The organism is Pedococcus sp. NPDC057267 (genome assembly GCF_042668795.1).
Taxonomy (GTDB): domain Bacteria; phylum Actinomycetota; class Actinomycetes; order Actinomycetales; family Dermatophilaceae; genus Pedococcus.
In genome coordinates, this window is sequence record NZ_JBHUYG010000069.1 from 1 (window position 1) to 22,926 (window position 22,926).

Genomic DNA, 22,926 nt, shown 5'->3' on the forward strand with positions numbered 1-22,926 from the left:
GGCCCGGTCCGCGTGGACCGGGCCCTTCTGGCACCAGTGGGTCAGACGTGCGTGGTGCCCCGGCGCCCGGTCATCCGCTCGTAGATGACGATGAAGATCGCCGCGAGGACGATGCCCGCGAGGAACGGGATGATCTTGAACCCGCCGTTGGAGTTGCTGTAGCCCAGCTGGTAGACCAGCCAGGAACCGACCAGCGAGCCCAGGATCCCCAGGATGATGGTCATGAGGACGGAGATGTTCTGCTTGCCGGGCAGCACCAGGCGGGCCAGCGCGCCGATGATGAGGCCCGCGATGATGGCGCCGATGATTGTCCCGATCATCGTTACTCCTTCTCCCCCGGGTGGAACCCGAGATCGGTGAGGGGTCGGGAATCGACCCTGACACCGACAACTCGACCACGGATGGTGCGACCTCGCACGTCAGCCAGGTCGGGCTCAGATGTTGCCGAACCCCACGCCGCGGCGCTCGGACTCGCCGATCTGGACGTAGCCGAGGACACCTGCGGGGACGAGGACCTGCCGGCCCTTCTCGCCGGTGAGCGTGAGCGGGGTGCCGTCCTCGATGGCGGCGGTGACGGCCTTGACGACCTCGTCCGCGCTCGCGTCGGTCTCGAAGGTGATCTCGCGGGCGACGTTCTGGACGCCGATCTTGACCTCCACGTGAGGTCCTCTCTCTCGAAACGGTGGGCACCCGGCATACGGGCGCATCGTGCTGCTGCCCAACCTAACGGCCGTCGCGGGCGGAACCTTCCCCGGCACGGCGCCGCGGGAGGCGTGTTCGCTCAGGGCGTCTCGGCGTCGACCTTCGGGAAGGACCCGAGCCCCCGCCAGGCGAGCGACCCGACGAGCCGGGCGGCCTCGTCCTTGGGGACGTCGCTGCCCTGGGCGAGCCAGTGGCGGGCGGACACCTGGGCCAGGCCGGTGAGGGCCATGCCGAGCAGGGAGGCGTCCTCCTCGTTGAGGCCGGTGTCCTCGGCGATCACCTCGGCGACGGCCTCGGCGCAGACCAGGCCGACGGCGTCGAGCCGGTTGCGGACCGCGGACTCGTTGGTGAGGTCGGACTCGAAGATCAGCCGGAAGGCCGCGCCGTCGCGCGACACGAAGTCGAAGTAGGCCGCGATCGAGGCGTAGACGCGCTCCTTGTTGTCGTGCGTCGACGCCAGCGCCTGGCGGACGAGCTGCTCGAGGGCCTCGGAGTGCTTGTCCAGCAGCGCCAGGTAGAGCTCGAGCTTGCCGGGGAAGTGCTGGTAGAGCACCGGCTTGGAGACGCCGGCCCGGTCGGCGATGTCGTCCATCGCGGCAGCGTGGTAGCCGGACTCGACGAAGGCCGCCTGCGCCGCCTCGAGCAGCTGGGCGCGGCGGGCGGAACGGGGCAGGCGCTGTCCGGGCTGGCGGGTGCCGGCGCGCTGGTCTGCGCTGAGCGACATTCGGGCCTCTCACGTCGAGGTGTCGCAGTCGGGCTGCGGGGTCGTGCACATCGTACGCACGGGTAACCGCCGCGTCGCCGTGTGCGGCGGCGGTGGCGCCGTGGGGGAGGGGCGGCGGCGCCGTAGGGGAGCGGCGGTGGCGCCGTGGAGGAGGGGCGGTGGCGTCGCCGGTCGCGGGTACTGTCGGGACATGGGCATCCCCCCGCTGGTGTCGCCCGGTCCGGAGCTGACGGCCGAGCAGAAGGCCCGCTACGCGCGGCACATCCTGCTGCCACAGATCGGCCTCGAGGGCCAGCGCCGGCTCGCCAACGCCCGCGTGCTCGTCGTCGGCGCCGGCGGCCTGGGTTCCCCGGCCCTGCTCTACCTCGCCGCGGCGGGGGTGGGCACGATCGGCGTGGTCGACGACGACGTCGTCGACGCCTCGAACCTCCAGCGCCAGGTCGTGCACGGCGTGGCCGACGTCGGGCGCCCCAAGACCGAGTCCGCGGCGGAGACCGTGGCGTCGGTGAACCCGCTCGTGAACGTCGTCCGGCACGACGTGCGGCTCGACTCCGCCAACGCGCTGGAGATCCTGGCCGACTACGACGTCGTGCTCGACGGCGCCGACAACTTCCCGACCCGCTACCTCGTCAACGACGCCTGCGTCCTGCTCGGCCTGCCGCACGTGTGGGGCTCGATCTACCGGTTCGACGGGCAGGTCTCGGTGTGGTTCGCCGGTGTCGGCCCCTGCTACCGCTGCGTCTTCCCGGACCCGCCGCCGCCGGACGCCGTGCCGTCGTGCGCCACGGGCGGCGTGCTCGGCGTCCTGTGCGCGTCGATCGGGTCGGTCCAGGTGGCCGAGGCGGTCAAGCTCATCACCGGCGGGGGCGAGCCGCTGGTCGGCCGCCTGCTCGTGCACGACTCGCTGCGCCAGACCTGGGACACGCTCACCGTGCGCGCCGACCCGGGCTGCCCGGTCTGCGGGGAGCGGCCGACGGTCACTGGGCTCGTGGACTACGAGCAGTTCTGCGCGGTGCCGGCGCCGTCGCACCCGTATGCCGCGGCCGGCCACGGCGCGGGCGCGGGCACGGGGGCCGACGGCACGGGTGCCGGGGGAGCGAGTGCCGCGGCCGCGGCATACGGGGAGGTCTCGGCGACCGAGCTGGCCCGGATGCTGAAGGAGCGGGACCGGGGCGACCGGGAGTTCGAGCTGGTCGACGTGCGCGAGCCGGGCGAGCGGGAGGTCGTGTCGATCCCGGGGGCGCGGGCGCTGCACCTCGACCGGTTCCGTGACGGGGTGGCGGCGGACGAGCTGCCCGAGGGCGTGCCGGTCGTGGTGATGTGCAAGTCCGGCGTGCGCTCGGCCGAGGCGGCCGGCCTGCTCGCCGCGTCGGGGCGCGCCGACGTCGCGAGCCTCAGCGGCGGTGTCCTGGCGTGGGTGCGTGACGTCGACCCGAGCCTGCCGGTCTACTGACGGCCGTGGTGACGCAGGAGAAGGACTTCGGGCTGCCGAGCGAGTTCGCCGACGACGTGCTCGACCTGGTGGACCAGATCCCCGAGGGCAAGGTGGCGACGTACGGCGACCTGGCCGAGATCCTCGGGCGCGGAGGTGCGCGCGGTGTCGGGTCGGTGATGGCCCGTTACGGCTCGGACGTCCCGTGGTGGCGGGTGATCCGGTCCGGCGGGTACCCGCCGCAGAGGCTCGAGGACGAGGCGGTCGCCCGGTGGCGCGAGGAGTCGACCCCGCTGGTCGGCGGGGCGCTCGGCCGCCGGGTGGACATGGCCCGCGGCCGGTGGGAGGGCCCGGGCTCGTGAGGCGGGGGTGTGTTCCCGCCTCGCAGCCCGCTCGTCTGCTCACACACCTGCGTCCCAGTGCGCGCAGAGCAGATCCGTGCGCAGAGGGACGCTCGTCTGTGCACAGACGAGCGTCCCGAGGGGCGAGGCGTGTCGGTTCCGGGGTGTCGGCCGTCGGTGATGGGATGAGGGCGTGCTGAAGCTGCGACGCGCCCCGGGCCTCGTGGTCGACCCGCCTGTCCTCGACGAGGTGCAGCAGGCGGTCGTCGACCACCGGGGCAGCGTGCTGCGCGTGCTCGGCGGACCCGGCACCGGCAAGACGACCACCGCGGTCGAGGTCGTCGTCGGCCGGGTGGAGCGTGACGCCCTCGCCCCCGACCAGTGCCTCCTGCTGACCTCCTCGCGCGTGGCCGCGGGCGAGCTGCGCCAGCGCGTCACCGCCCGTCTCGGGCGCACCTCGACCGAGCCGCTGGCCCGGACCCACCAGGCGTTCGGGTTCGGCATCCTGCGCCAGGCGGCGGCCCTGCGCGGCGACCCGGCTCCGAGACTGCTCAGCGGCCCCGAGCAGGACGTCATCCTGCGCGAGCTCCTGGCGGGCCACGCGTCCGGCGAGACCCCCGGGCCGCAGTGGCCGGAGCGGGTGCGGGAGGCGTTGCCCACCAAGGGTTTCCGCGCCGAGCTGCGCGACCTGCTCATGCGCGCCGTCGAGCACGACCTCGAGCCGCCGGACCTGCGCCGGCTGGGGGAGCAGCACGACCGACCCGAGTGGGTCGCCGCGGCGGACGTGCTCGAGGAGTACGACGAGGTGACGGCCCTGTCGGCGCCCGGTGCGTACGACCCGGCGTGGATCCTCGGGTCGGCCGCCGACCTGCTCGAGGAGGAGCCGGAGGCGATGGCGCGCGTCCGCGACGGGCTGCGGCTCGTCGTCGTCGACGACGCCCAGGAGCTCACCGCCGCGGCCGTCCGGCTGCTGCGCACGGTCCTGGCCCCGGGCATCGACCTCGTGCTGCTGGGCGACCCGGACACCGCCGTGCAGACCTTCCGTGGCGCGGACCCGCGCTTCCTCGCCGACCGGTGGCGCAGCCTGGGCGACGGACCCACCCTCGTCCTGCCCACGGCCCACCGCCTGCCCGCGGCCGTCCACGCGGCCGCCGCCCGGGTCGCGCCCAAGATCGGTGCGCTCGGCGGTGGCGCGCAGCGCCACGCGGCCCCCGGCCGGCCGGGCGGGACCGTGGACGTCCGGCTCCTGCGGGCCGTCAGCCAGGAGGCGAGCCTCGTGGCGGGCGAGCTCCGTGAGGCGCACCTGCGTGACGGGATGCCCTGGTCGCAGATGGCGGTCGTCGTCCGGGGGCAGGGCCGCACCGCGACGCTGCGGCGGGTGCTCATGGCCGCCGGGGTCCCCGTCGCGGGCAGTGCGACCGACCTGCCCGTGCGCGACGAGGTGGCCGTGCGCCCCCTCGTCATGCTGCTGCGCGTCGTGCTGGAGCTCGCGCAGGGCGAGGCCGACGTCGTGGCCCCGCAGGTCGCCGTCGACCTGCTGCTGTCGCCGCTCGGTGGCGCCGACGCGGTGAGCCTGCGTCGGCTGCGCCGGGCCCTGCGGCGCGAGGAGCTGGCCGCCGGTGGGGGACGCACGAGCGACGAGCTGCTGGCCGAGGCGCTGGTGTCCCCGGGTGCCCTGCAGGACCTCGGCATCGAGGCCAACCCCGCCCGCCGGGTGGCGACCATGCTCCGCGCCGGGCTCGACGCCGCCCGGCCGGGCACCGAGCCCGGGCGTCGGTGGGAGCACGGGGTCACCGCCGAGACCGTGCTGTGGGCGATGTGGTCCTCGGTGCGCCTCGGGCAGGAGTGGCGGGCGGCCGCCCTCGGCAAGGGGCCGGCTGCCGCCCGGGCCGACCGTGACCTCGACGCCGTCGTCGGGCTGTTCGACGCCGCCGCGCGCTTCAGCGACCGCCTGCCGCTGGCCGGGCCCGCGGAGTTCCTCACCCACATCGAGAGCCAGGACATCCCGGGCGACACCCTGGTCGCGCGCTCGCCGTCGGACGAGGCCGTCGTGGTGACGACGCCGCAGGCAGCCGCGGGCAGCGAGTGGCGCCTCGTGGTCGTGGCCGGGGTGCAGGAGGGCGTGTGGCCGGACCTGCGGCTGCGCGGCTCGCTGCTCGGCTCCGAGCAGCTGGTCGACGTCGTCTCCGGCCGCGACCCCGGCTTCCGCGCGGCCCAGGCCGCCGTGCGCTACGACGAGACCCGCCTCTTCCTGGTGGCCCTCACACGCGCCACCGAGCGGGTCGTGGTGACCGCCGTCCGCAGCGAGGACGAGCAGCCGTCGGTCTACCTCGACGTCGTGGACCCCGACACCGTGGAGCGCCTCGGCGACCGCCCCTTCACGGACGTGGCGCGCACGATGACCCTGCCGACGCTCGTCGGCGAGCTCCGGCGCCAGCTGGTCGACGGTCAGCCCCGCGACCGGCGGACCGCTGTCGCGGCGCTAGCCCGGCTCGCCGACGCGGGGGTCCCGGGGGCGGACCCGTCGCAGTGGTGGGTCCTGCGCTCGATCAGCGACGAGCGGCCCCTGCGGGAGGTCGAGCAGGAGGTGCGGGTCTCGCCGAGCAAGGTCGAGTCGTTCGGCCAGTGCGGCCTGCGGTGGCTGCTCAGCTCGGTGGGAGGCGACGGCCCGCGGGTGGGCGCTGCCGACATCGGCACCCTCGTGCACGACATCGCCGCCGAGCTCGGCGACGTCGACGCCGCCACCCTCGCGGCGGAGGTCGACGCGCGGTGGGCCCGGCTCGGTATGCCGCGGGGCTGGGTCTCGGACCGCCGGCGCGGCGAGGCGCACGAGATGGTCAACCGCCTCGCCGGCTACTTCGCGCAGGCGCAGGGGAAGGGCTGGACCAAGGTCGGCGCCGAGGTGTCGATGAAGGTGACGCTGGGGCGGGCGGTCGTGAGTGGTCGCGTGGACCGGCTCGAGCGCGGCCCGGACGGCCTGCGCGTGGTCGACTACAAGACCGGCAGCAGCAAGCCCAAGGCCGACGACCTCGCGACCCACCCGCAGCTGGGCGTCTACCAGCTGGCCGTGGAGCACGGCGCCTTCGGCGAGGGGGAGCGGTCGGCCGGCGCGGCCCTGCTGCAGATCGGCAAGGCCGCCGGCAAGAGCTACCAGGAGCAGCCGCAGGGCCCCCTCTCCGAGGCCGAGGACCCGCAGTGGGCGGGCCGGCTCGTGGCCGAGACTGCCGAGGGCATGGCCGCCGGCATCTTCCTCGCGCAGGTCGGCGAGCAGTGCAAGCTCTGCGCCGTCAAGGCGTCGTGCCCGGCGCAGCCCGAGGGGAGGGTGCTGTGAGCGGCCCGGGCAGCACGACGGACCTGCTCGCCGGGTCCGGACGCCTCGCGAGCCGGGAGGCGTCGCCCTCCGGCGCGGCAGGGCACCCACCGCACACCGCGGTGTCGCTCGCCGACGCGCTCGGCCTGCCGCGGCCGACGAGCCAGCAGGCCGCGGTGATCGAGGCCCCGCCGGACCAGCCCCTGCTCGTCGTCGCCGGAGCCGGCTCGGGCAAGACCGAGACGATGACCAGCCGGGTCGTCTACCTCGTCGCCAACGGGTACGTCGACCCCGACCAGGTCCTGGGGCTGACCTTCACCCGCAAGGCCGCGACCGAGCTGGCCGAGCGCATCGGCCTGCGGCTGCGCCAGCTGCAGGCCAAGGGCGTGTGGACTCCGCCCGACACCGACGACGAGACGGGGGCGGAGGTGCTCGGGGGCACCCCCACCGTCTCGACGTACCACTCCTACGCCGGCCGGCTCGTGCGCGAGCACGCCCTGCGGCTCGGGTACGAGAGCGAGTCCCGGCTGCTGTCCGAGGCTGCTGCCTGGCAGTACGCAGCCGAGGTCGTCGCGGCCTACGACGGACCGATGGACGACGTCACGGGAGCCGAGGCCACGGTCGTGAACGCCGTCGTCGACCTCGCCGGTGAGCTCGCCGAGCACCTGCGTACCCCGGCCGAGGTCTCGGCATACATCGCCCGGGTGGAGCAGGCACTCGCCGCGCTGCCCTCGGGGTCGACCCGCGCGGCAGGCCTGCTCAAGGGTGGCCGCGACCTGGTGGCCAACCTGCGGGCGCGGGCCGGCGTGCTGCCCATCGTCGAGCGCTACCTCGCGCTGAAGAGGTCGCGCGACGCCATGGACTTCTCCGACCAGATGGCGCTCGCGGCGACGCTGGCCCGGACCTTCGACGACATCGGGGCGATCGAACGGCAGCGCTACCGCGTGGTGCTGCTCGACGAGTTCCAGGACACCTCCGACGCCCAGCTGCAGCTGCTGCGCGCGCTCTTCGCGGCACCCGGCGAGCCGGTCCGGGTGACGGCCGTCGGCGACCCCAACCAGTCGATCTACGGCTGGCGCGGCGCGAGCGCGACCACGCTGTCGGCCTTCCGCCAGGCGTTCCGCACCGGTCCTGACCCCGTGCCGCGGGTACCCCTCACCACGAGCTGGCGCAACGACCGGCTCGTCCTCGACGTCGCCAACCGGGTCGCGGCCCCGCTGCGCGACACCTCCAGCGTGCAGGTCGAGCCGCTCGACGCGCGGGCCGACGCGGGGCCGGGCCGGGTCGACGTCGCCCGCGTGTCGACGGTCCGCGAGGAGGCCGACCTCGTCGCCCAGTGGCTCGGCGAGCAGCGGCGCGCCGGCTCGCGCTCGTTCGCGGTCCTGTGCCGCAAGCGGTCGCTGTTCGCGCCGGTCATCGACGCGCTGGAGCGCGCCGAGCTGCCGTACGAGGTCGTGGGCCTCGGCGGCCTGCTGCTCACCCCCGAGGTGGAGGACATCACCGCCCTGCTGCACGTCGTCCACGACCCCACCCGGGGCGACCAGCTCATGCGCCTGCTCACCGGTCCGCTGTGCCGGCTGGGCGCGGCCGACCTCGACGGGCTCATGGCCTGGGCGCGTCACCAGCAGGAGGTGCGGCTCGGCCACGGGCGCCCCGACCAGGAGGCGGCCGACGCCGACGCCGCCGACGGCGAGGCCCCCGAGCTCGGCGACGGCGACGCCGAGGCGGTCGGCGAGAGCGGTGTGCGCGACCAGTCGCCCGACAGCTCCGACACGGCGAGCATCGTCGAGGCCGTCGACGACCTGCCCCGGCCCGGCTGGCAGAGCTGGGACGGCCGCCGGATCGGCGACACCGCGCTCGAGCGGCTGCACGGGCTGCAGCAGACCATCCGCCGGCTCCGGGGGCTCACGGCCCTGCCGCTGGCCGACCTCGTCGGCGAGGCCGAGCGCGCCCTCGGGCTCGACATCGAGGTGCTCGCCCGGCCGGGGTACACCCCCAGCGTCGCCCGCGCCCACCTCGACGCCTTCGCCGACGTCGCCGCGAACTTCTCCATCAGCGCCGACCGGCCCAACCTCGGCGGCTTCCTCGCCTGGCTCAAGGCGGCCCTGGACGAGGAGCGCGGGCTCGACAAGGGCTACGTCGAGCCCAAGGAGGGCGCGGTCCAGGTGCTCACCGTCCACGCGGCCAAGGGGCTGGAGTGGGACGCCGTGGCCGTGCCGGGACTGGTGGAGGGCACGTTCCCGGACCTCCCGTACACCGTCAGCACGGTCCGGGGCGGCGAGTGGTCCTGCAGCACCCCCAAGGACAAGGGCTGGACCGGCGGCCTGTCCGGCGGCGGCATCCCGTACGCCCTGCGCGGCGACAGCGGCGGTCTGCCGGTGCTCGACTGGGAGGGCGCGACCGACACCAAGGACCTGGAGGCCAGGCTGGAGGACTTCGCGCTGCGCGGGGGCGAGCACGCGATGGGCGAGGAGCGCCGGCTCGCCTACGTCGCGTTCACCCGCGCCAAGCGGGCGATGCTCCTGAGCGCGCACGTGTGGGGAGACGCGAAGTCGCCCCGCGTGACGTCCCGCTTCCTGCTCGACGTGGTCGGGCGCGAGGGCGGCGAGGACCCGGGCGACACCGTTCCCGGCGTCCGCCGCCTCGCGTGGGTGGACATGCCCCCGACCGACGACCCCAAGGCGGTGACGAACCCGCTCGAGGCGGAGCAACGGGTGGTGCAGTGGCCGGCAGACCCCCTCGCGGAGCGCCGGGCAGCGGTGGAGCGCGCCGCCGGCGCCGTCCGCGAGGCCATCGAGGCGTATGCCGCGGGCGCGCCGCCGGAGCCGCAGGTGCCCTCGCAGGGCGTCCTGCCCCTGCCCGGTGAGGGGGTCCCGGTGCTCGAGGAGGTCGAGCTGCTGCTCGCCGAACGGCGGCGGCTGGCCGAGCGGGGCGACATCACGGTCCTGCTGCCGCGGCACCTGTCGGCCTCCGCCGTCGTCGCGCTGGCCTCCGACCCCGACCGCTTCGCCACCTCGCTGCGCCGCCCGATGCCGGAGGCCCCGGCCGTGGCAGCCCGCCGCGGCACGGCGTTCCACGCCTGGATCGAGCAGCACTACGCCCGGGCCGCCATGGTCGACCTCCTGGAGCTGCCCGGCAGTGCCGACGAGGACCCCGCCGACGACGCCGAGCTGCCGCAGATGAAGGAGCGGTTCCTCGCCAGCGAGTGGGCCGGGCGATCGCCGGTGGAGATCGAGATCGCGGTCGAGACGGTGCTCGACGGCATCGCGGTCCGCGGGCGGATCGACGCCGTCTTCCCGCGTGCCGGGGGCGGGTTCACGGTCGTGGACTGGAAGACCGGCCGCAAGCCCACCGCGGAGGTGGCCCGCACCCGCGCGCTGCAGCTCGCGGCATACCGGGTGGCCTATGCCCGGTTGCGCGGGCTGGATCCGGAGGAGGTCGACGCGGCCTTCTACTACGCGGGGACGGGCGAGACCGTGTGGCCGGAGCTGCCCGGTGAGGACGAGCTGCTGGCGTTGCTCCGCACGGTTCCCGAGTGAGTGCGGGATGCTGCGGTGCCCCCGCCGGCGGGGCGCGGCACCGGACGGGACGAGGAAGGACGTGGCGGGCGTGACGAGGGTGGAGTGGGAGCCGGTCCTCGAGGCGGTCGAGGCGGCGCAGCGGGGTGACGGTGCGTCCGCCCGCGCGACCCTGGAGCGTCGCTGGCGGGAGTCGGCTCCTGACGAGCACGCGGTGCGGTGTGTGGTCGCGCACTACCTCGCCGACCTGCAGGACGACCTCGACGCGGAGATCGCGTGGGACGAGCGCGCGCTGGACTCGCTGCCGCACGTCCGTGACGAGGACGTGGCCGGCCTGGGCATCGCCTCGGCGGCGGGGTTCGCCCCGTCGCTGCACCTCAACCTCGGTGACGGGTACCTGCGCCGTGGGGACGTCGACCTGGCTCGCCGGCACCTCGACGCCGGGACGCGGACGCTGGGCGCGCTCGGCGACGACCCCTACGGCGTGATGATCCGCCGCGGGTTCGAGCGGCTGGCGACCCGGATCGAGTCCCCGGACTCCCTGCCGCGGCGACGCTGAGTCGACGGGGCAGACTGCGCCCTGACGCCGTGCTGCTGGCCGCTCAGGCCCGTGGGTCGTAGCCCGGCTCGAAGTCCGGGCCCGGGTCGTCGCCCTCGATGGGCTGCGGTCGGTGCAGCGGGCTGACGTCGATCTCGGCCGTCTCCTCCGCGCCCCCGGAGCTCGGCGGCGGCACCTCCGAACCGGCCGGCTCAGGCTCCGGCTCCGGCTCTGTCTTCGGATCCGGCTCGGACCCGGGCTTGGGCCCGAGCGTGGGCCCGTCCTCGATCCCGAACTCGTCGGGGGTGCTGGCCGCCCCACCCGGCCGGTCGCCGAACATGGCCTCGTCCTGGGCCCGGTCGTCGGCCGTGACCCGGTCGGCCTCCCCGCCGTGCTCGACCGGGGCGCCGCCGTCGCCGAACATCGTCTCCACGTCCTCGTCCAGCTCGCGCTCGGCCGCGGCGTCGCCCGTGGGAGCCCGGTCGCCGAACATCGTCTCCACGTCGTCGTCCAGCTCGCGGGCAGCCGGCTCGTGCTCGACCCGCGCCGGTGCGGCGGTCTCCACGTCCTCGTCGCGCTCGCGGGCAGCCGTGTCGTCCTCCTGCCCGGGCCCGGTGTCCGCGCGGTCCCCGAACATCGTCTCCACGTCGTCGTCCTCGAGGTCGTCGTCCTCGTCGGACAGTTCCGGCGGCACGAGCACGGGGCGGGTGCTGTGCGCGGGTCGAAGCCCGGTGCGGCGGTAGTCGTTGGCGGACTCCTCCTCCGCGTGCAGCCGGTTCTCGAGCCGGCGCAGCGAGGCGGCGCACCGCTCCACGACCAGGCGGTCCCCGGCCGCGACGGCCCCCATCAGGTCGCTGAGCAGCCGCATCTCGCCCGAGAGCCGGGCACGCTGGAGCAGGTGCGGGTCCGGCCGCTCCACCCGGGCGTGCGCGTACGCCTCGAGCAGCGAGTCGACCGCGCCGGGGCTGGCGGCCGTGACCAGGGCGGCGAAGTCGTCGGCCGGGTCGGCGACCTTCGCGTCCTCCCAGCCGGTGAAGGCCTTGACCCGGCCCGTGCTGGCGTCCTGCTCGTCGTCGAAGACCACGAGCACCTGGTCACCGGTGAGGTCGCCGTGCGTGGGCGTCGGCGCGAACCGCCACAGCGTGACGTCCTCGAGCTGGCGCTCCCAGCGCGACAGCAGGGCGGTGGGGACGTGCCCGGTGGCGGCTGCCCGGTCGAGCTCGCTCAGCCGGCGCGTGCGGTAGGTGTCGGCGTCGTACGCCGGGAGTCCCGCCTCGTCGAACAGCTGGTGGTCGGCGTTGTGCAGCGCCGCGATGGCCCGGCCCAGCTCGGCGGTGAGGCCGGGGCCTGCGGGCAGCTGGGAGAAGTCGATGGGCCGTCCCGGCAGGTACGGGTAGATGGCGGCGCGTCCGCCCTCCTTGAGCGCGGCGAAGCCCTTGGGTGTGGGCACCCCGAAAGGCAGGCGGCGGGCCAGCAGGGCGAGCAGGCCGAACGTGGACTCCATCTGCGCCGCGGCCGCCTGGCTGCGCGGCACCCGCACCACCCAGCGGCGGTGCTGGGTGTCCTGCACGAACGCCACGTCGTACTGCTGGTCGGGCACGCCGGGCACGGCCTCGACGCTGGCGGGGTCGAGGCCGGGTACGGCCGCGCTGGCGAGCGCAGCGAGGAACAGGGGGCTGCGGTCCACACCGTCACCGTATGCCGTGGTGGCACGCCTAGGGTGGAGGCGTGGGCCGACCTGCTGAAACTCTTGCGAATGTCACCCTGGCCGGGTCCGGTCTCGACCGCCGGGCCGAGCTGCGCTCCGACCGCCACCTGCTCGGACGCCTGCTCGCCGACCCGGACACCCGGGTGCTCGAGCTGCGGGGCGACCGGGTCGCGGCGGACGAGGGGCCCGACGGCGCGCGGCTGCGCCTGCGGTCCCCGGAGGCGTCCGACGGCGAGGGGCTGGCGGTCTTCCTCGGGGCCGACGTACGGGACGTCATGCACGTCGGTGTCGTGGGCGACCCGCTGCCACACGAGGACGGGGCCGGCGGCTCGGGTCCGCTGACGGGCGGTGGCGCCGACGGGCTCGTGACGCTGCGGCACGTCGCGGCGGACCTCGACGACCTCGAGGCGGGCATGTTCGCCACCCTGCTGGCCCTGGCCAACTGGCACCGGGCCCACGGCCACTGCGCGCGGTGCGGGGCGCCGACCGAGCCCCAGCAGTCCGGCTGGGTCCGGCGGTGCACCAGCGAGGGCAGCGAGCACTACCCGCGCACCGACGTCGCCGTCATCATGTCCGTCGTCGACGAGCAGGACCGGCTGCTCATGGCGCAGGGCGCCGGCTGGGGGACCGGCCGCTACTCGGTGCTGGCCGGCTTCCTCGAGCCGGGTGAGAGCCTGGCGCAGGCGGTGGCCCGGGAGGTGCGCGAGGAGGTCGGCCTCGAGGTCGTCGACGTGCGGTACCTCGGTGACCAGCCGTGGCCGTTCCCCACCTCGCTGATGGTGGGGTTCACCGCGCGGGCCGACAGCGGGGCCCTGCGCCTGCAGGAGAGCGAGATCGCCGACGCACGGTGGTTCACCCGCGACGAGGTCCGCGCCGGGGTGGCCGACGGCTCGCTCGCGGTCTCGTCCCGGCTGTCCATCTCGCGCCGGCTGGTCGAGCACTGGCTGGGCCACGAGATCGCCGGGGTCCGCTGACCGTCCCCACCGGCGAGGAGGTCGCGGGCCGGGACGCCGACGAGGCGTCCGCCGGCGCGGTGCCGGGCACGCGAACGGCCGGCCCCACCAGGGACCGGCCGGTCGAGCGCCAGGCCTCCGTCAGGAGGCGAGGCGCTTCTTGACCTCGTTGATGCTGGGGTTGGTCGCCGCCGAGCCGTCCGGGAAGAGCAGGGTCGGGACGGTCTGGTTCCCGTTGTTGACGTCCATGACGAAGGCCACGGCCTCGGGCTCCTCCTCGATGTTCACCTCGGTGAACGGGATGCCCTCGCGGCCCATCTGCGCCTTGAGGCGGTTGCAGTAGCCGCACCAGGAGGTGCTGAACATCGTCACGGAACCGGGGGCCGGGGCCTTGGGGGTGCTCATGTGGTGTCGTTTCCTTCGTGGTGCGGGGGGTCTTCAGGTCTGCCAACCCAACGAGGCCGCCGGTTGTTCCGTCACGCGCTGTGACCCCGGCGACCACGCGCTGTGACCCCGGCGACCCGCCCCGGCCACCCGGCAGGGCCACGGACGGCTCGGGACGGCGCTGGAGGGCTCGGGGCGCCGGGGGCGGTTGGGGACGGCCCGGCCCCGGCGTCGGGGGCCGCCCCTAGGATCGTGGCGATGCCCAGCCAGCCCACACCCCCCACCCCGGACGATGTGCTCGCCGCCCTCGACCCCGAGCAGCGCGAGGTGGCCGCCAACCCGCTGGGCCCGATGTGCGTCCTCGCCGGCGCCGGCACCGGCAAGACCCGCGCGATCACGCACCGCATCGCCTACGGCGCCCACTCCGGCGCCTACCAGCCACAGCGCGTCCTGGCCGTCACCTTCACCGCCCGGGCCGCGGGGGAGATGCGCACCCGCCTGCGGGACCTCGGCGTGGGCGGCGTCCAGGCCCGGACCTTCCACGCCGCGGCCCTGCGCCAGCTGCACTACTTCTGGCCGCAGGCCATCGGCGGCGCCGCACCCGAGGTGATGAGCCAGAAGGCCGCCGCCGTCGCCCAGGCCGCCGCCTCGCTGCGCCTCGACCTGGCCCGCGACCGCACCGCCGTGCGCGACCTCGCCGCCGAGATCGAGTGGGCCAAGGTCTCGATGCTGACGCCGGAGACGTATGCCGCCGGCGCCCGGGCCGCTCGCCGCGAGCCCCCCGGTCTCGACGCGACCGCGATGGCGCGCCTGATCGAGGCGTACGAGCAGGTCAAGACCGCCCGCGGGGTCATCGACTTCGAGGACGTCCTGCTCCTCACGGTCGGCATCCTGGACGAGCGGGACGACATCGCGCGCACGGTGCGCCAGCAGTACCGCCACTTCGTCGTCGACGAGTACCAGGACGTCAACGCGCTCCAGCAGCGACTGCTCGACCTGTGGGTGGGGGAGCGCACCGACCTGTGCGTGGTCGGCGACCCGGCCCAGACGATCTACTCCTTCACCGGGGCGAGCCCGCAGCACCTCCTCGGCTTCCCGGTCACCCACCCGGAGGCCCGGGTCGTCCGGCTCGTGCGCAACTACCGCTCCACCCCCCAGGTCGTCGAGCTCGCGAACCTCGTCGTGCGCGGCCCCTCCGGCGCCATGCGCAGCAACGCCGTGACCCTGCAGGCGCAGTCGCCGGCCGGTCCAGCGCCCTCCCTGACCGCCCACCCCGACGACCCGGCCGAGGCCGCCGCCGTCGCAGCCGAGATCGCCCAGCGGATCGCGGCCGGTGTGCCCGCGTCCCAGATCGCGGTGCTGTTCCGCACGAACGGCCAGTCCGAGGCGTTCGAGGCGGCCCTCGCCGAGCAGGACGTCCCCTACCTCGTGCGTGGCGGCGAGCGGTTCTTCGCCCGCCGCGAGGTGCGCGACGCCGTGCTGCTGATGCGGGGGGCGGCGCGGTCCGACGACGGGTCGACCCCGCTGCCCGACCTCGTCCGCGACGTGCTCGTCGGGGCCGGGTGGAGCCGTGAGGCGCCGACGGCCGGGGGCGCCCAGCGGGAGCGCTGGGAGTCCCTGGCCGCGCTGGCAACGCTCGCCGACGACCTCGTCGCCGCGACCCCGGAGGCCCGGCTGCCCGACTTCGTGCGCGAGCTCGAAGAGCGGGCGGCAGCCCAGCACGCGCCCGCGGTCCAGGGCGTGACCTTGGCGTCGCTGCACGCCGCCAAGGGCCTGGAGTGGGACGTCGTCTTCCTCGTCGGCTGCTCGGACGGCTACCTGCCGATCACGATGGCCGAGACGCCCGAGGCCATCGAGGAGGAGCGCAGGCTCCTGTACGTCGGGGTCACCCGCGCCCGGCGCGAGCTGCGCATCTCCTGGTCCGGCGCCCGCACCCCGGGCGCCCGCGCCAGCCGTCGCCCGTCGCGGTTCCTCGACGGCACCGCGGCCGTCCTCGGCGAGGGCGCGCGCTCGCAGCCGAGGTCGAAGGCCTCCGTCGGCGGCCGACGGTCGGGCAAGCCGTCGCGCCCGGCGTTGCCCGTGCACTGCCGTTCCTGCGGCACCGAGCTCACCACCGCGGGGCAGCGCACCACCGGTCGCTGCGACGACTGCCCCCCGACGTATGCCGAGGGCACCTTCGAGAAGCTGCGCGCCTGGCGGCTGGCGGTCGCCAAGGAGGCCAGCGTGCCGGCATACGTCGTCTTCACGGACGCCACGCTGACGGCGATCGCCGAGCGCGAGCCCGGCACCGAGGGGGAGCTGGCGCAGATCTCCGGTGTCGGGGTGCGCAAGCTCGGCATGTACGGCGAACAGGTCCTGGCCCTCATGGGTGGCGCCGAGGTCGACCAGGTTCTCGAAATGCGTTCTGCCACAAAGGAATCCGACTAACAGACGTAAAACTTGCAGGAAAGTTCCGGAAATCGCGGAAAATGCGTTGCCGCCCTCCGGAGCGTTCCCCTACTCTTGGGGGACGCACAGCCCAGCCGTCGCACGCGACGGGCTGGGGACCGACGGAACAGACGAAGGAGGCTGGCCCCATGGAGAAGACCACGATGACGATCGACGCGACCCACATGTCCCGCGTCCGTTCCGTGTGCCCCGAGGCCGGCCGAGTCCTCCTCGCAGGCGCCCAGGGCTGGGTCCAGGGGACTGCTGTGTCCGCGTCCGTCGTGATCACGGATGCCCCGGCCCCGACGTTCTACGTCGACGGTCTCGGTGCCGGCATCACCCGCAACGACTTCGTGTTCCGCCCCTTCGGGGAGCCACCTGTCTAGGCAGCTCGCCAGCAGGTCTCTCCAAGGCCGCGGAACCCGATACCGGGATCCGCGGCCTTTCTGTTTGCCCGACAGATTTCTTCCGCTCGACTAGTCAGGAAGAAGTACCACCAGTTGACCAGCACGACACCAAAGACCATCACTCCGAACAGAAGTGGTCGGCCCTCCACCGGGGACCAGCCGACCGGGACGAACACCGAAGATGCCGCCACCACCGTGGCGGGGACGAGAAGGGGAGGTGACACCCGATGCAGTTGAGCGCACTTCACGACCTGAACGAGCAGGCCGCGACGGCAGGCGAAGGCATCCCGTGTCGAGAGAACGACGCCGAGATGTGGTTCGCCGAGAGCCCGGCCGACGTCGAGTTCGCCAAGTCGCTGTGCCGTACGTGCCCGGCGGTCACCGCGTGCCTCGCCGGCGCGCTCGACCGGTCCGAGCCGTGGGGCGTGTGGGGCGGTGAGCTCTTCGTCCAGGGAGCCATCGTCGCCCGCAAGCGTCCGCGCGGTCGCCCGAGGAAGAACCCGGTCGCCGCATGATCCTCGTCCGCACCATCGACCACGGTCCGTCCGTCGACGGAGCCCCGCACGCGGGGGTGCCCGAGGGGGCGCCCGCGGGGTCGGTGCCGGGGGGCGCCGACCCCGCGTGGCAGCCGGCCGGCTCCCCGCACTCCTCCACCCAGCTTCACGAAACCAGGAGAACAGCCATGTTCCAGGCCTTGTACGCCGACCTCGCCCGAGCGCATCGCTCGCGACGGCAGCGGGAGTACCAGCGCCGGCTCGAGGCCCGCGCGCAGCAGGAGATGCTGCACGCGCTGCCTCGCATGCTGGCCCGGTGACCGCGCGACCGACAGCCCCGGAGGAGCAGTCCTCCGGGGCTGTCGTGCGTCCGGGGTCCCGAGCACCCGTCGAGGTGGCCCGACCCGCTGACGGGGCGCCGGTGGTTCGGCACGTCGGCTCACCGCGACTGACCTAGGGTCGCGGCATGTCACGTGACGCCGTCGTCCAAGCCCTCTGCGTGCCCGAGCTGGCGCCCGTGGTCGACCTGGTCCTGTGGGTCGAGGACGGAACGGCCCATGCGGCCAACGCGCTCGGCGCCGTCCGCCTGCACGCGGACGGGCGCCACGAGGTGCTGCGCGGCACCGACCCGGTCGCGAGCGAGGACCCCATGGCGTTCCTGCCGTACGAGCACGAGCTGCGCTGCCCGAGCCCGGCGGTGTCGACCGACAACGCCTACCCGTATGCCGCGCAGCGCATCCTGTCGCTGTTCGCCGACGCCGAGCGCTCACCCGACGTGGCCGTCGTGCACACGCCGAGGCACTTCTTCCCCGACGAGGGCGGCCACGTGGGTGAGCACGGGTCGCTCGACGTCGTGCAGTCACGCGCGCCGTTGCTGCTGTCGGGCGCGGGTGTCCGGCGGCGCGGCTACGTGGACGAGCACGCGCGTCTCGTCGACGTGGGCCCCACGCTGGCGCTGCTCTCCGGGGTGCCCGAGTCGGACCTGCGCGACGGTGTCGGTCGGCCGCTCGAGGGCCGACCGCTGCTCGAGCACCTCGACCTCGCGGCGCCGGTCGGCGGCGCCGGCGGCCCGGGCGAGGACGTACGAGTGGGGGGACGGCGCCGGGTGGTCGGCATCCTGTGGGACGGCGCGCACTGCGGCGAGCTGCTGGCGATGGCCGAGGCGGGGCGGCTCCCCGGAGTCGCGCGCCTGGTCGAGCGGGGGGTCGCGCTGCGCGGAGGCGCCGTCGCCGAGTTCCCCAGCGTGACCCTCACCAACCACACCTCGATCCTGACCGGCGTCGGCCCCGGCCGGCACGGTGTGCTCGGCAACGTCTACTACGACCGCGCGACCGGCCAACAGGTCGTACCCAACGACGCCGAGACGTGGCACCGGTCAGCCGAGTGGCTGCGGCCCGGGGTCCGCACGGTGTTCGAGATGGTGAACGACCATGTGCCGCAGGGAGATTCGCCGCGCACGGCCAGCATCGACGAGGCGATCGACCGGGGAGCGGACTACGGCACCATGGCCCTGCTGCGGGCCGTGGGCGGGTTCGAGGCCGCCACGAGGGCGAGCGAGGGCGCGCTGCCCGAGCCGGCGGAGTCGGCATACCTGCGCGACCCCGCGCACCTCACCGACGACTACTTCCGCTGGGCGGTGCAGGTCGACGACCTGGGCCTGCAGCAGGTGCTCGAGCTCTGGGGCGACGCAGACAGCGCGCCGACGCTCACGTGGTGGGCCAACACGGTCACCGATGCCGGCCACCACGGCGGTGGCCCGCGGTCGGCCATGGCGCGGCACGCGCTCGAGCAGTCCGACGCCCGGCTCGTGGCGTTCCTCGACCACCTCGAGGGACTGGGCGTGCTCGACGAGGTCACCTTCGTGCTGACCGCCGACCACGGCTTCGAGGGCTCGGACCCGTCGGTGACCGGCTCATGGCGCCCGGCGCTCGACGCACTCGGCATCGCCTACCGCGACGAGGGCCCCGGGTTCGTCTACCTGCTCTGACGCCGAGCCGCCGGAGCCTCCCGGGCCCTTCGGCCCTGCGCCACGCGCACACCCCCGCGGTACGCCTGGAGTTCCGACGAGGGCGGTCGCCGCGCCGGCAGCGGGGTCACCGACCATGATCAAGGTGCAGACCTCGCACGGCTACGTGGCGGACGCGGACTGGGAGGGGATGACGTCGCCGACGACGTTCGCCGCCACCTACCTATCGGTGGTGCAGGAGACCCAGGGCTCCAGGCTCTACGTCGAGCACGTCGCGGCGAACATGGACGCGCAGGGCGAGTTCACCGGAGGCCGGATGACCCGGGTCGACGTGGCGTCGGGGTTCACGTTCACCATCGACACGCTCAAGCTCACCGCGGCGAGCGCGCAGGGGACCGACCTCCCGGCCGTGACCTGCGACCTGTCGGTGGCGGGGGAGGAGAGCGGGTGCACCGACACCACGGTCGACGTGCAGGCGACGTGGACGGCGACCGGGCCACTGGGCAGGGACGTCTACAACGAGCACTACGCGCGGCCCGGCTTCAGCGTCAACATCCACGGGAGCGGCCTGGACCGCACTGCGACGGCGACCGGCGTCCTGGACGGGACGGCGCTCAGTGCCGACCAGCTGCAGTTCGCCACCCTGCTCAGGGGCACCAACCGGACGATCATCCGCTACGGCGAGTGACACCTCGCTGAGGCCACTGTCGGCGGGGTCGTCCGGGACGGCATGCTTGGGTCCATGGCTCCCCAGATCCGCATCGCCCAGGACGACGCCGCCGACGAGGTGCTGAGCGAGGACCCGTTCGCCCTGCTCGTCGGCATGCTGCTGGACCAGCAGTACCCGATGGAGCACGCGTTCCGCGGCCCGTGGAAGATCCGCAGCCGTTTCGGCACGTTGGACCCCGCGACCATCGCCGAGGCCGAGCCGGAGGCCTTCGCCGACCTGTGCTCCACCCCGCCCGCCATCCACAGGTACGGCCGGTCGATGGCCGGCCGGGTGCAGCAGCTCGCCGCGGTCGTGCGGGACGAGTACGGCGGTGACGCCCGGCGCATCTGGACCGAGGCTGCCGACGCGCAGGACCTGCTCGTGCGGCTGCGCGCCCTGCCCGGCTTCGGCGACCAGAAGGCGCGGATCTTCGCGGCCCTGGTCGGCAAGCAGCTCGACGTGCGCCCGGCGGGCTGGCAGGAGGCGGTCGGGCCGTATGCCGAGGACGGCTCCTACCGCTCGGTGGCCGACGTCGTCGACGCGGAGTCGCTGCAGAAGGTGCGCCAGTTCAAGCAGGCGGCCAAGGCGCAGGCGAAGGCGGCCAAGGCGGCGGGCTCGTGAGCGAGGCCACCGGCCCGGCACCCGTCACGTGTGCGACCTGCGGCGCCACCCCGCAGGACGAGGCCGTCGCCCGGTTGACGTGGTCGCGCGGGACGGAGAACGGCCGGGAGGTCTGGACCTGCGACCAGTGCAGCCGGCGCCACCTGCGCAGCATCGAGGGCAAGCTCGACTCCGCCTGGTGGTGACGGCGGTCAGTCGACCGGCGGCGGCAGGTGCCGCAGCCGCATCCCCGGCATGTGGTCGATGACGATCTCGCGGGCCGGCACGGTGCCGTTCAGCTGGCAGAGCACCCCGATGCCGCCGAGCCAGACCCGGTGGATGAGCAGGTAGGACGGCGGCAGGTTCAGCTTCATGCCGACGAGGAACTCGGGTCGGCGCACGTCGTTGACGTGGGCGGCCACCGAGCGCAGCCAGGGCCGGCTGAAGGTGAAGGACTCGTGCTTGAGGGGCTCGATGAACGGCCCGAGGTACTCCAGCAGGGCCTCGGCGTCGATGTTCATCGTGGGCTTGATGAAGCCCTCGGAGCGCAGCCCCGCCTCGAGCTCGTCCGCCTGCCCCGACAGCGCCGCCGACACCAGCCGCCCCATCTCCTGCGGCAGGCCGTTCGGCAGCCGGTTGACCGCGCCGTAGTCGATGACCCCCAGCCGGCCGTCCGGGAGCAGCCGGAAGTTGCCGGGGTGCGGGTCGGCGTGCAGCAGCCCCGCCCGGGCCGGGCCGACGAGCAGGAACTCCATGTAGCGGGCGCTCGCCGCGTCGCGCTCCTCCTTCGTGCCGGACTCGACGATCCGCGACAGAGGGGTGCCGTCCATCCACTCCGAGACGATGACGTGCTCGCTGTTGACGAGGACGTCGGGCACGGCGAAGTGCGGGTCGTCGCGGAAGGTGCGGGCGAACTTGCGCTGGTTGCCGGCCTCGAGGTTGTAGTCGAGCTCCTCGGTCATCCGGGACTTGAGCTCGTCGGTGATCGGCTTGATGTCCATGCCGGGGATCCACCCACCGGCGAGGCGTGCCACCCGGGCGAGCTGGTTGAGGTCGGAGAGCAGGGCGGCCCCGGCGCCGGGGTACTGGATCTTGACGGCGACGGGGCGCCCGTCGCGCCAGACCGCCCGGTGCACCTGCCCGATCGAGGCGGCCGCCGCCGGGACGTCGTCGAAGGACTGGAACTTGGACGTGCGCCAGCGGGGGCCCAGCTCCTCGGCGAGGACCTTGTGGACCGTCGCGGCGGGCAGCGGGGGAGCGGCCTCCTGCAGCTTCGTGAGCGTGCTGCGGTACGGGCCGGCCAGCTCCTCGGGCATGGCCGCCTCCATGACGGACATCGCCTGCCCGAACTTGAGCGCGCCGCCCTTGAGCTCGCCGAGCACGCGGAACAGCTGCTCCGCCGTCCGGGCCTGCAGCTCGGCCGCGACGAGCTCGGCCGGCTTGCCCCCCACCCGCTTGCCGAGGCCCACGGCGGTGCGTCCTGCGAAGCCCAGGGGCAGGCTGGCCAGTCGGGCGGTGCGGCTGACCGCACGGCGGGGGAGCTCGTTCACCCAGCCATTCTCACCTGAGGAGGCTCCGGTCCGCCGACCGGGCGCGCGGTCGTGTCGTCGACGGCCCCTTCCCCCGCGTCGCCGGCGTGGCCGGCGGTGCACCGTGGGTGCGCCGTCCAGTACCGCTGGCGCACCCCCGGCCACGGCAGCCCCACCTCGAGCGAGCGGCCGGGGGGCAGCCGCCGCCCGTCGAGCACCCCGAGGCCGACCATGGCCGTCATGGCGGCGGCCATGGCCACGAGGCTGGCCTCGCCGCCGACCTCGGCGCCGGCGCCGACGGTGGGACGGGTGAGCTGCTCGAGCAGGCGGGGCCAGGCGGGGTCGAGGTCGGTGCGGGCCAGGTCGAGGCAGGCGAGGCACGGCCCGGACGGCGAGCCCGCCGGGTCGACGAGGGGCCCCACCACCGCCTCGGTCGTCCCCAGGAGGACCGGCAGGACGGGGACGGCCCGCCGGACCCACGGCCGGGCGGCACGGGGGTCGAGGGCGTGCCGGGCGGCCAGCACCACCAGGGACGGGCCTCGGCGCGGGGGCGCCGACGGCTCCGCCGCCGGACCCCGGGCGAGGTCCGCAGCCTCCCAGGCGTCGGCGGCCGCCGACCCGACCTCCACGCGGCCCACCCCGGCCCGGCGCAGCGTGCCGGCCACGGCGTCGGGCACCGCGCCCCGGCCCGCCACGAGCACGTGGGCCTCCCGCCTGGCGCCGGCCACGGCATACGCGCCCTCGGGTGGGCTGGTGAGGCGCAGCAGGGCCTGGACGTCGTCGTCGAGCAGGGCCCGCTGGGTGGGCGGCAGCCCGAGCGGGCCTGCGGCCACCGCCAGGAGTCCCCGGTCGGCGAGCACCCGCAGCACGCGGGCGCCGGCCGGCGAGGTGAGGGCGCGTGGCACCGCCTGGGTGCCGTCGAGCGCCGCCAGGGCCTGTACCTCGTCCTCGCCGAGCCCGTCGAGGACGACGGACCTGCCGGGCTCGACGCCGACCTGCACCTGGCCCGGTCCCCGGCGCAGCAGCGGTCCGAGCAGCTTGGGGAGCGGGCGGTCGGTCATGCCAGCCAATCTGGCACAACGGGGCCGGCCCTCCCCGGTCGTCCACAGCCCCGTCCGGGGCGCCCCGTGGACCCGTCCCGACCGGGACGCAGCAAGGGGCGGACCCGACCAGCTGGTCGGGTC

General features: G+C 74.6%; 21 protein-coding genes. 14 read left to right on the forward strand and 7 right to left on the reverse strand.

Annotated features, from left to right (window positions below):
- Positions 1-41 precede the first annotated feature (41 nt).
- The 3 genes from ACFUC1_RS14415 to ACFUC1_RS14425 all read right to left on the reverse strand — a co-directional run bounded on the left by ACFUC1_RS14415 (position 42) and on the right by ACFUC1_RS14425 (position 1,426).
- Positions 42-320 carry a GlsB/YeaQ/YmgE family stress response membrane protein gene (locus tag ACFUC1_RS14415; RefSeq protein WP_379120912.1) on the reverse strand — a complete coding sequence of 93 codons (279 nt, stop codon included), beginning with the start codon at positions 318-320 and terminating at the stop codon, positions 42-44.
- Positions 321-434: 114 nt separating this feature from the next.
- A complete protein-coding gene (locus ACFUC1_RS14420; RefSeq protein ID WP_379120914.1) occupies positions 435-659 on the reverse strand; it encodes a DUF3107 domain-containing protein in 225 nt (74 codons plus the stop codon).
- A gap of 122 nt (positions 660-781) precedes the next feature.
- Complete coding sequence (locus tag ACFUC1_RS14425; RefSeq protein ID WP_379120917.1) at positions 782-1,426, reverse strand: TetR/AcrR family transcriptional regulator; 645 nt, start codon at positions 1,424-1,426, stop codon at positions 782-784.
- A 190-nt stretch (positions 1,427-1,616) separates the two neighbouring features.
- Between ACFUC1_RS14425 and moeB the strand changes: the two genes are divergently transcribed.
- The 5 genes from moeB to ACFUC1_RS14450 all read left to right on the forward strand — a co-directional run bounded on the left by moeB (position 1,617) and on the right by ACFUC1_RS14450 (position 10,586).
- Positions 1,617-2,879 carry a molybdopterin-synthase adenylyltransferase MoeB gene (moeB, locus tag ACFUC1_RS14430; RefSeq protein WP_379120919.1) on the forward strand — a complete coding sequence of 421 codons (1,263 nt, stop codon included), beginning with the start codon at positions 1,617-1,619 and terminating at the stop codon, positions 2,877-2,879.
- Between the two features lie 5 nt (positions 2,880-2,884).
- On the forward strand, positions 2,885-3,220 hold the full coding sequence (locus tag ACFUC1_RS14435; protein WP_379120921.1) for an MGMT family protein: 336 nt from the start codon (positions 2,885-2,887) through the stop codon (positions 3,218-3,220).
- A 172-nt stretch (positions 3,221-3,392) separates the two neighbouring features.
- A complete protein-coding gene (locus tag ACFUC1_RS14440) occupies positions 3,393-6,530 on the forward strand; it encodes an ATP-dependent helicase (RefSeq protein ID WP_379120923.1) in 3,138 nt (1,045 codons plus the stop codon).
- Entirely contained in the window at positions 6,527-10,048 is a 3,522-nt protein-coding gene (locus ACFUC1_RS14445; RefSeq protein WP_379120925.1) for an ATP-dependent helicase, read from the forward strand. The genes ACFUC1_RS14440 and ACFUC1_RS14445 overlap by 4 nt, the downstream gene beginning before the upstream one ends.
- A 70-nt stretch (positions 10,049-10,118) precedes the next feature.
- Positions 10,119-10,586 carry a hypothetical protein gene (locus ACFUC1_RS14450; RefSeq protein WP_379120927.1) on the forward strand — a complete coding sequence of 156 codons (468 nt, stop codon included), beginning with the start codon at positions 10,119-10,121 and terminating at the stop codon, positions 10,584-10,586.
- 43 nt (positions 10,587-10,629) lie between these two features.
- Here ACFUC1_RS14450 and ACFUC1_RS14455 read toward each other — a convergent pair whose 3' ends face one another.
- Positions 10,630-12,252, reverse strand: a complete 1,623-nt coding sequence (locus tag ACFUC1_RS14455; protein ID WP_379120929.1) for a phosphotransferase — start codon at positions 12,250-12,252, stop codon at positions 10,630-10,632.
- Positions 12,253-12,293: 41 nt separating this feature from the next.
- On the opposite strand from ACFUC1_RS14455, the gene nudC reads away from it, so the two are divergent.
- Positions 12,294-13,247 carry an NAD(+) diphosphatase gene (nudC, locus tag ACFUC1_RS14460; RefSeq protein ID WP_379120931.1) on the forward strand — a complete coding sequence of 318 codons (954 nt, stop codon included), beginning with the start codon at positions 12,294-12,296 and terminating at the stop codon, positions 13,245-13,247.
- Between the two features lie 120 nt (positions 13,248-13,367).
- On the opposite strand, the gene ACFUC1_RS14465 is transcribed toward nudC, so the two are convergent.
- A complete protein-coding gene (locus ACFUC1_RS14465) occupies positions 13,368-13,631 on the reverse strand; it encodes a mycoredoxin (protein WP_379120933.1) in 264 nt (87 codons plus the stop codon).
- 237 nt (positions 13,632-13,868) lie between these two features.
- Here ACFUC1_RS14465 and ACFUC1_RS14470 point away from each other — a divergent pair, with 237 nt between their 5' ends.
- The 8 genes from ACFUC1_RS14470 (at position 13,869) to ACFUC1_RS14505 (ending at position 20,419) form a co-directional block, all read left to right on the forward strand.
- On the forward strand, positions 13,869-16,037 hold the full coding sequence (locus ACFUC1_RS14470) for an ATP-dependent DNA helicase UvrD2 (RefSeq protein ID WP_379120935.1): 2,169 nt from the start codon (positions 13,869-13,871) through the stop codon (positions 16,035-16,037).
- Positions 16,038-16,186: 149 nt separating this feature from the next.
- Complete coding sequence (locus ACFUC1_RS14475) at positions 16,187-16,423, forward strand: hypothetical protein (RefSeq protein WP_379120938.1); 237 nt, start codon at positions 16,187-16,189, stop codon at positions 16,421-16,423.
- Positions 16,424-16,671: 248 nt separating this feature from the next.
- Complete coding sequence (locus ACFUC1_RS14480; protein ID WP_379120940.1) at positions 16,672-16,959, forward strand: WhiB family transcriptional regulator; 288 nt, start codon at positions 16,672-16,674, stop codon at positions 16,957-16,959.
- Positions 16,960-17,126: 167 nt separating this feature from the next.
- Positions 17,127-17,258: a hypothetical protein gene (locus tag ACFUC1_RS14485; protein ID WP_379120942.1), complete on the forward strand. Its 132-nt coding sequence runs from the start codon at positions 17,127-17,129 to the stop codon at positions 17,256-17,258.
- 146 nt (positions 17,259-17,404) lie between these two features.
- Positions 17,405-18,925: an alkaline phosphatase family protein gene (locus ACFUC1_RS14490; RefSeq protein ID WP_379120944.1), complete on the forward strand. Its 1,521-nt coding sequence runs from the start codon at positions 17,405-17,407 to the stop codon at positions 18,923-18,925.
- 115 nt (positions 18,926-19,040) lie between these two features.
- Complete coding sequence (locus ACFUC1_RS14495; RefSeq protein WP_379120946.1) at positions 19,041-19,592, forward strand: hypothetical protein; 552 nt, start codon at positions 19,041-19,043, stop codon at positions 19,590-19,592.
- Positions 19,593-19,646: 54 nt separating this feature from the next.
- Positions 19,647-20,234 (forward strand): HhH-GPD-type base excision DNA repair protein, encoded by a 588-nt coding sequence (locus ACFUC1_RS14500; RefSeq protein ID WP_379120949.1) that lies wholly within the window; start codon positions 19,647-19,649, stop codon positions 20,232-20,234.
- A complete protein-coding gene (locus tag ACFUC1_RS14505; protein WP_379120951.1) occupies positions 20,231-20,419 on the forward strand; it encodes a hypothetical protein in 189 nt (62 codons plus the stop codon). Before ACFUC1_RS14500 ends, ACFUC1_RS14505 begins: the two co-directional genes overlap by 4 nt.
- 6 nt (positions 20,420-20,425) lie before the next feature.
- Here the strand turns inward: ACFUC1_RS14505 and ACFUC1_RS14510 are convergent, their stop codons facing one another.
- Positions 20,426-21,763: an ABC1 kinase family protein gene (locus ACFUC1_RS14510; RefSeq protein WP_379120953.1), complete on the reverse strand. Its 1,338-nt coding sequence runs from the start codon at positions 21,761-21,763 to the stop codon at positions 20,426-20,428.
- The gene (locus ACFUC1_RS14515) at positions 21,760-22,803 is read right to left on the reverse strand and encodes a hypothetical protein (RefSeq protein ID WP_379120955.1); all 1,044 of its coding nucleotides are present in this window, start codon (positions 22,801-22,803) and stop codon (positions 21,760-21,762) included. The genes ACFUC1_RS14510 and ACFUC1_RS14515 overlap by 4 nt, the downstream gene beginning before the upstream one ends.
- Positions 22,804-22,926 lie beyond the last annotated feature (123 nt).

Excerpts from the sequence above, each read along its gene's own strand:
- ACFUC1_RS14415 (WP_379120912.1), bottom strand. The coding sequence starts at position 320 with ATGATCGGGACAATCATCGGCGCCATCATCGCGGGCCTCATCATCGGC.
- ACFUC1_RS14515 (WP_379120955.1), bottom strand. The coding sequence starts at position 22,803 with ATGACCGACCGCCCGCTCCCCAAGCTGCTCGGACCGCTGCTGCGCCGG.
- moeB (WP_379120919.1), top strand. The coding sequence starts at position 1,617 with ATGGGCATCCCCCCGCTGGTGTCGCCCGGTCCGGAGCTGACGGCCGAG.
- ACFUC1_RS14465 (WP_379120933.1), bottom strand. The coding sequence starts at position 13,631 with ATGAGCACCCCCAAGGCCCCGGCCCCCGGTTCCGTGACGATGTTCAGC.
- ACFUC1_RS14485 (WP_379120942.1), top strand. The coding sequence starts at position 17,127 with ATGTTCCAGGCCTTGTACGCCGACCTCGCCCGAGCGCATCGCTCGCGA.
- ACFUC1_RS14495 (WP_379120946.1), top strand. The coding sequence starts at position 19,041 with ATGATCAAGGTGCAGACCTCGCACGGCTACGTGGCGGACGCGGACTGG.
- ACFUC1_RS14475 (WP_379120938.1), top strand. The coding sequence starts at position 16,187 with ATGGAGAAGACCACGATGACGATCGACGCGACCCACATGTCCCGCGTC.
- ACFUC1_RS14425 (WP_379120917.1), bottom strand. The coding sequence starts at position 1,426 with ATGTCGCTCAGCGCAGACCAGCGCGCCGGCACCCGCCAGCCCGGACAG.
- ACFUC1_RS14470 (WP_379120935.1), top strand. The coding sequence starts at position 13,869 with ATGCCCAGCCAGCCCACACCCCCCACCCCGGACGATGTGCTCGCCGCC.
- ACFUC1_RS14500 (WP_379120949.1), top strand. The coding sequence starts at position 19,647 with ATGGCTCCCCAGATCCGCATCGCCCAGGACGACGCCGCCGACGAGGTG.
- ACFUC1_RS14480 (WP_379120940.1), top strand. The coding sequence starts at position 16,672 with ATGCAGTTGAGCGCACTTCACGACCTGAACGAGCAGGCCGCGACGGCA.
- ACFUC1_RS14490 (WP_379120944.1), top strand. The coding sequence starts at position 17,405 with ATGTCACGTGACGCCGTCGTCCAAGCCCTCTGCGTGCCCGAGCTGGCG.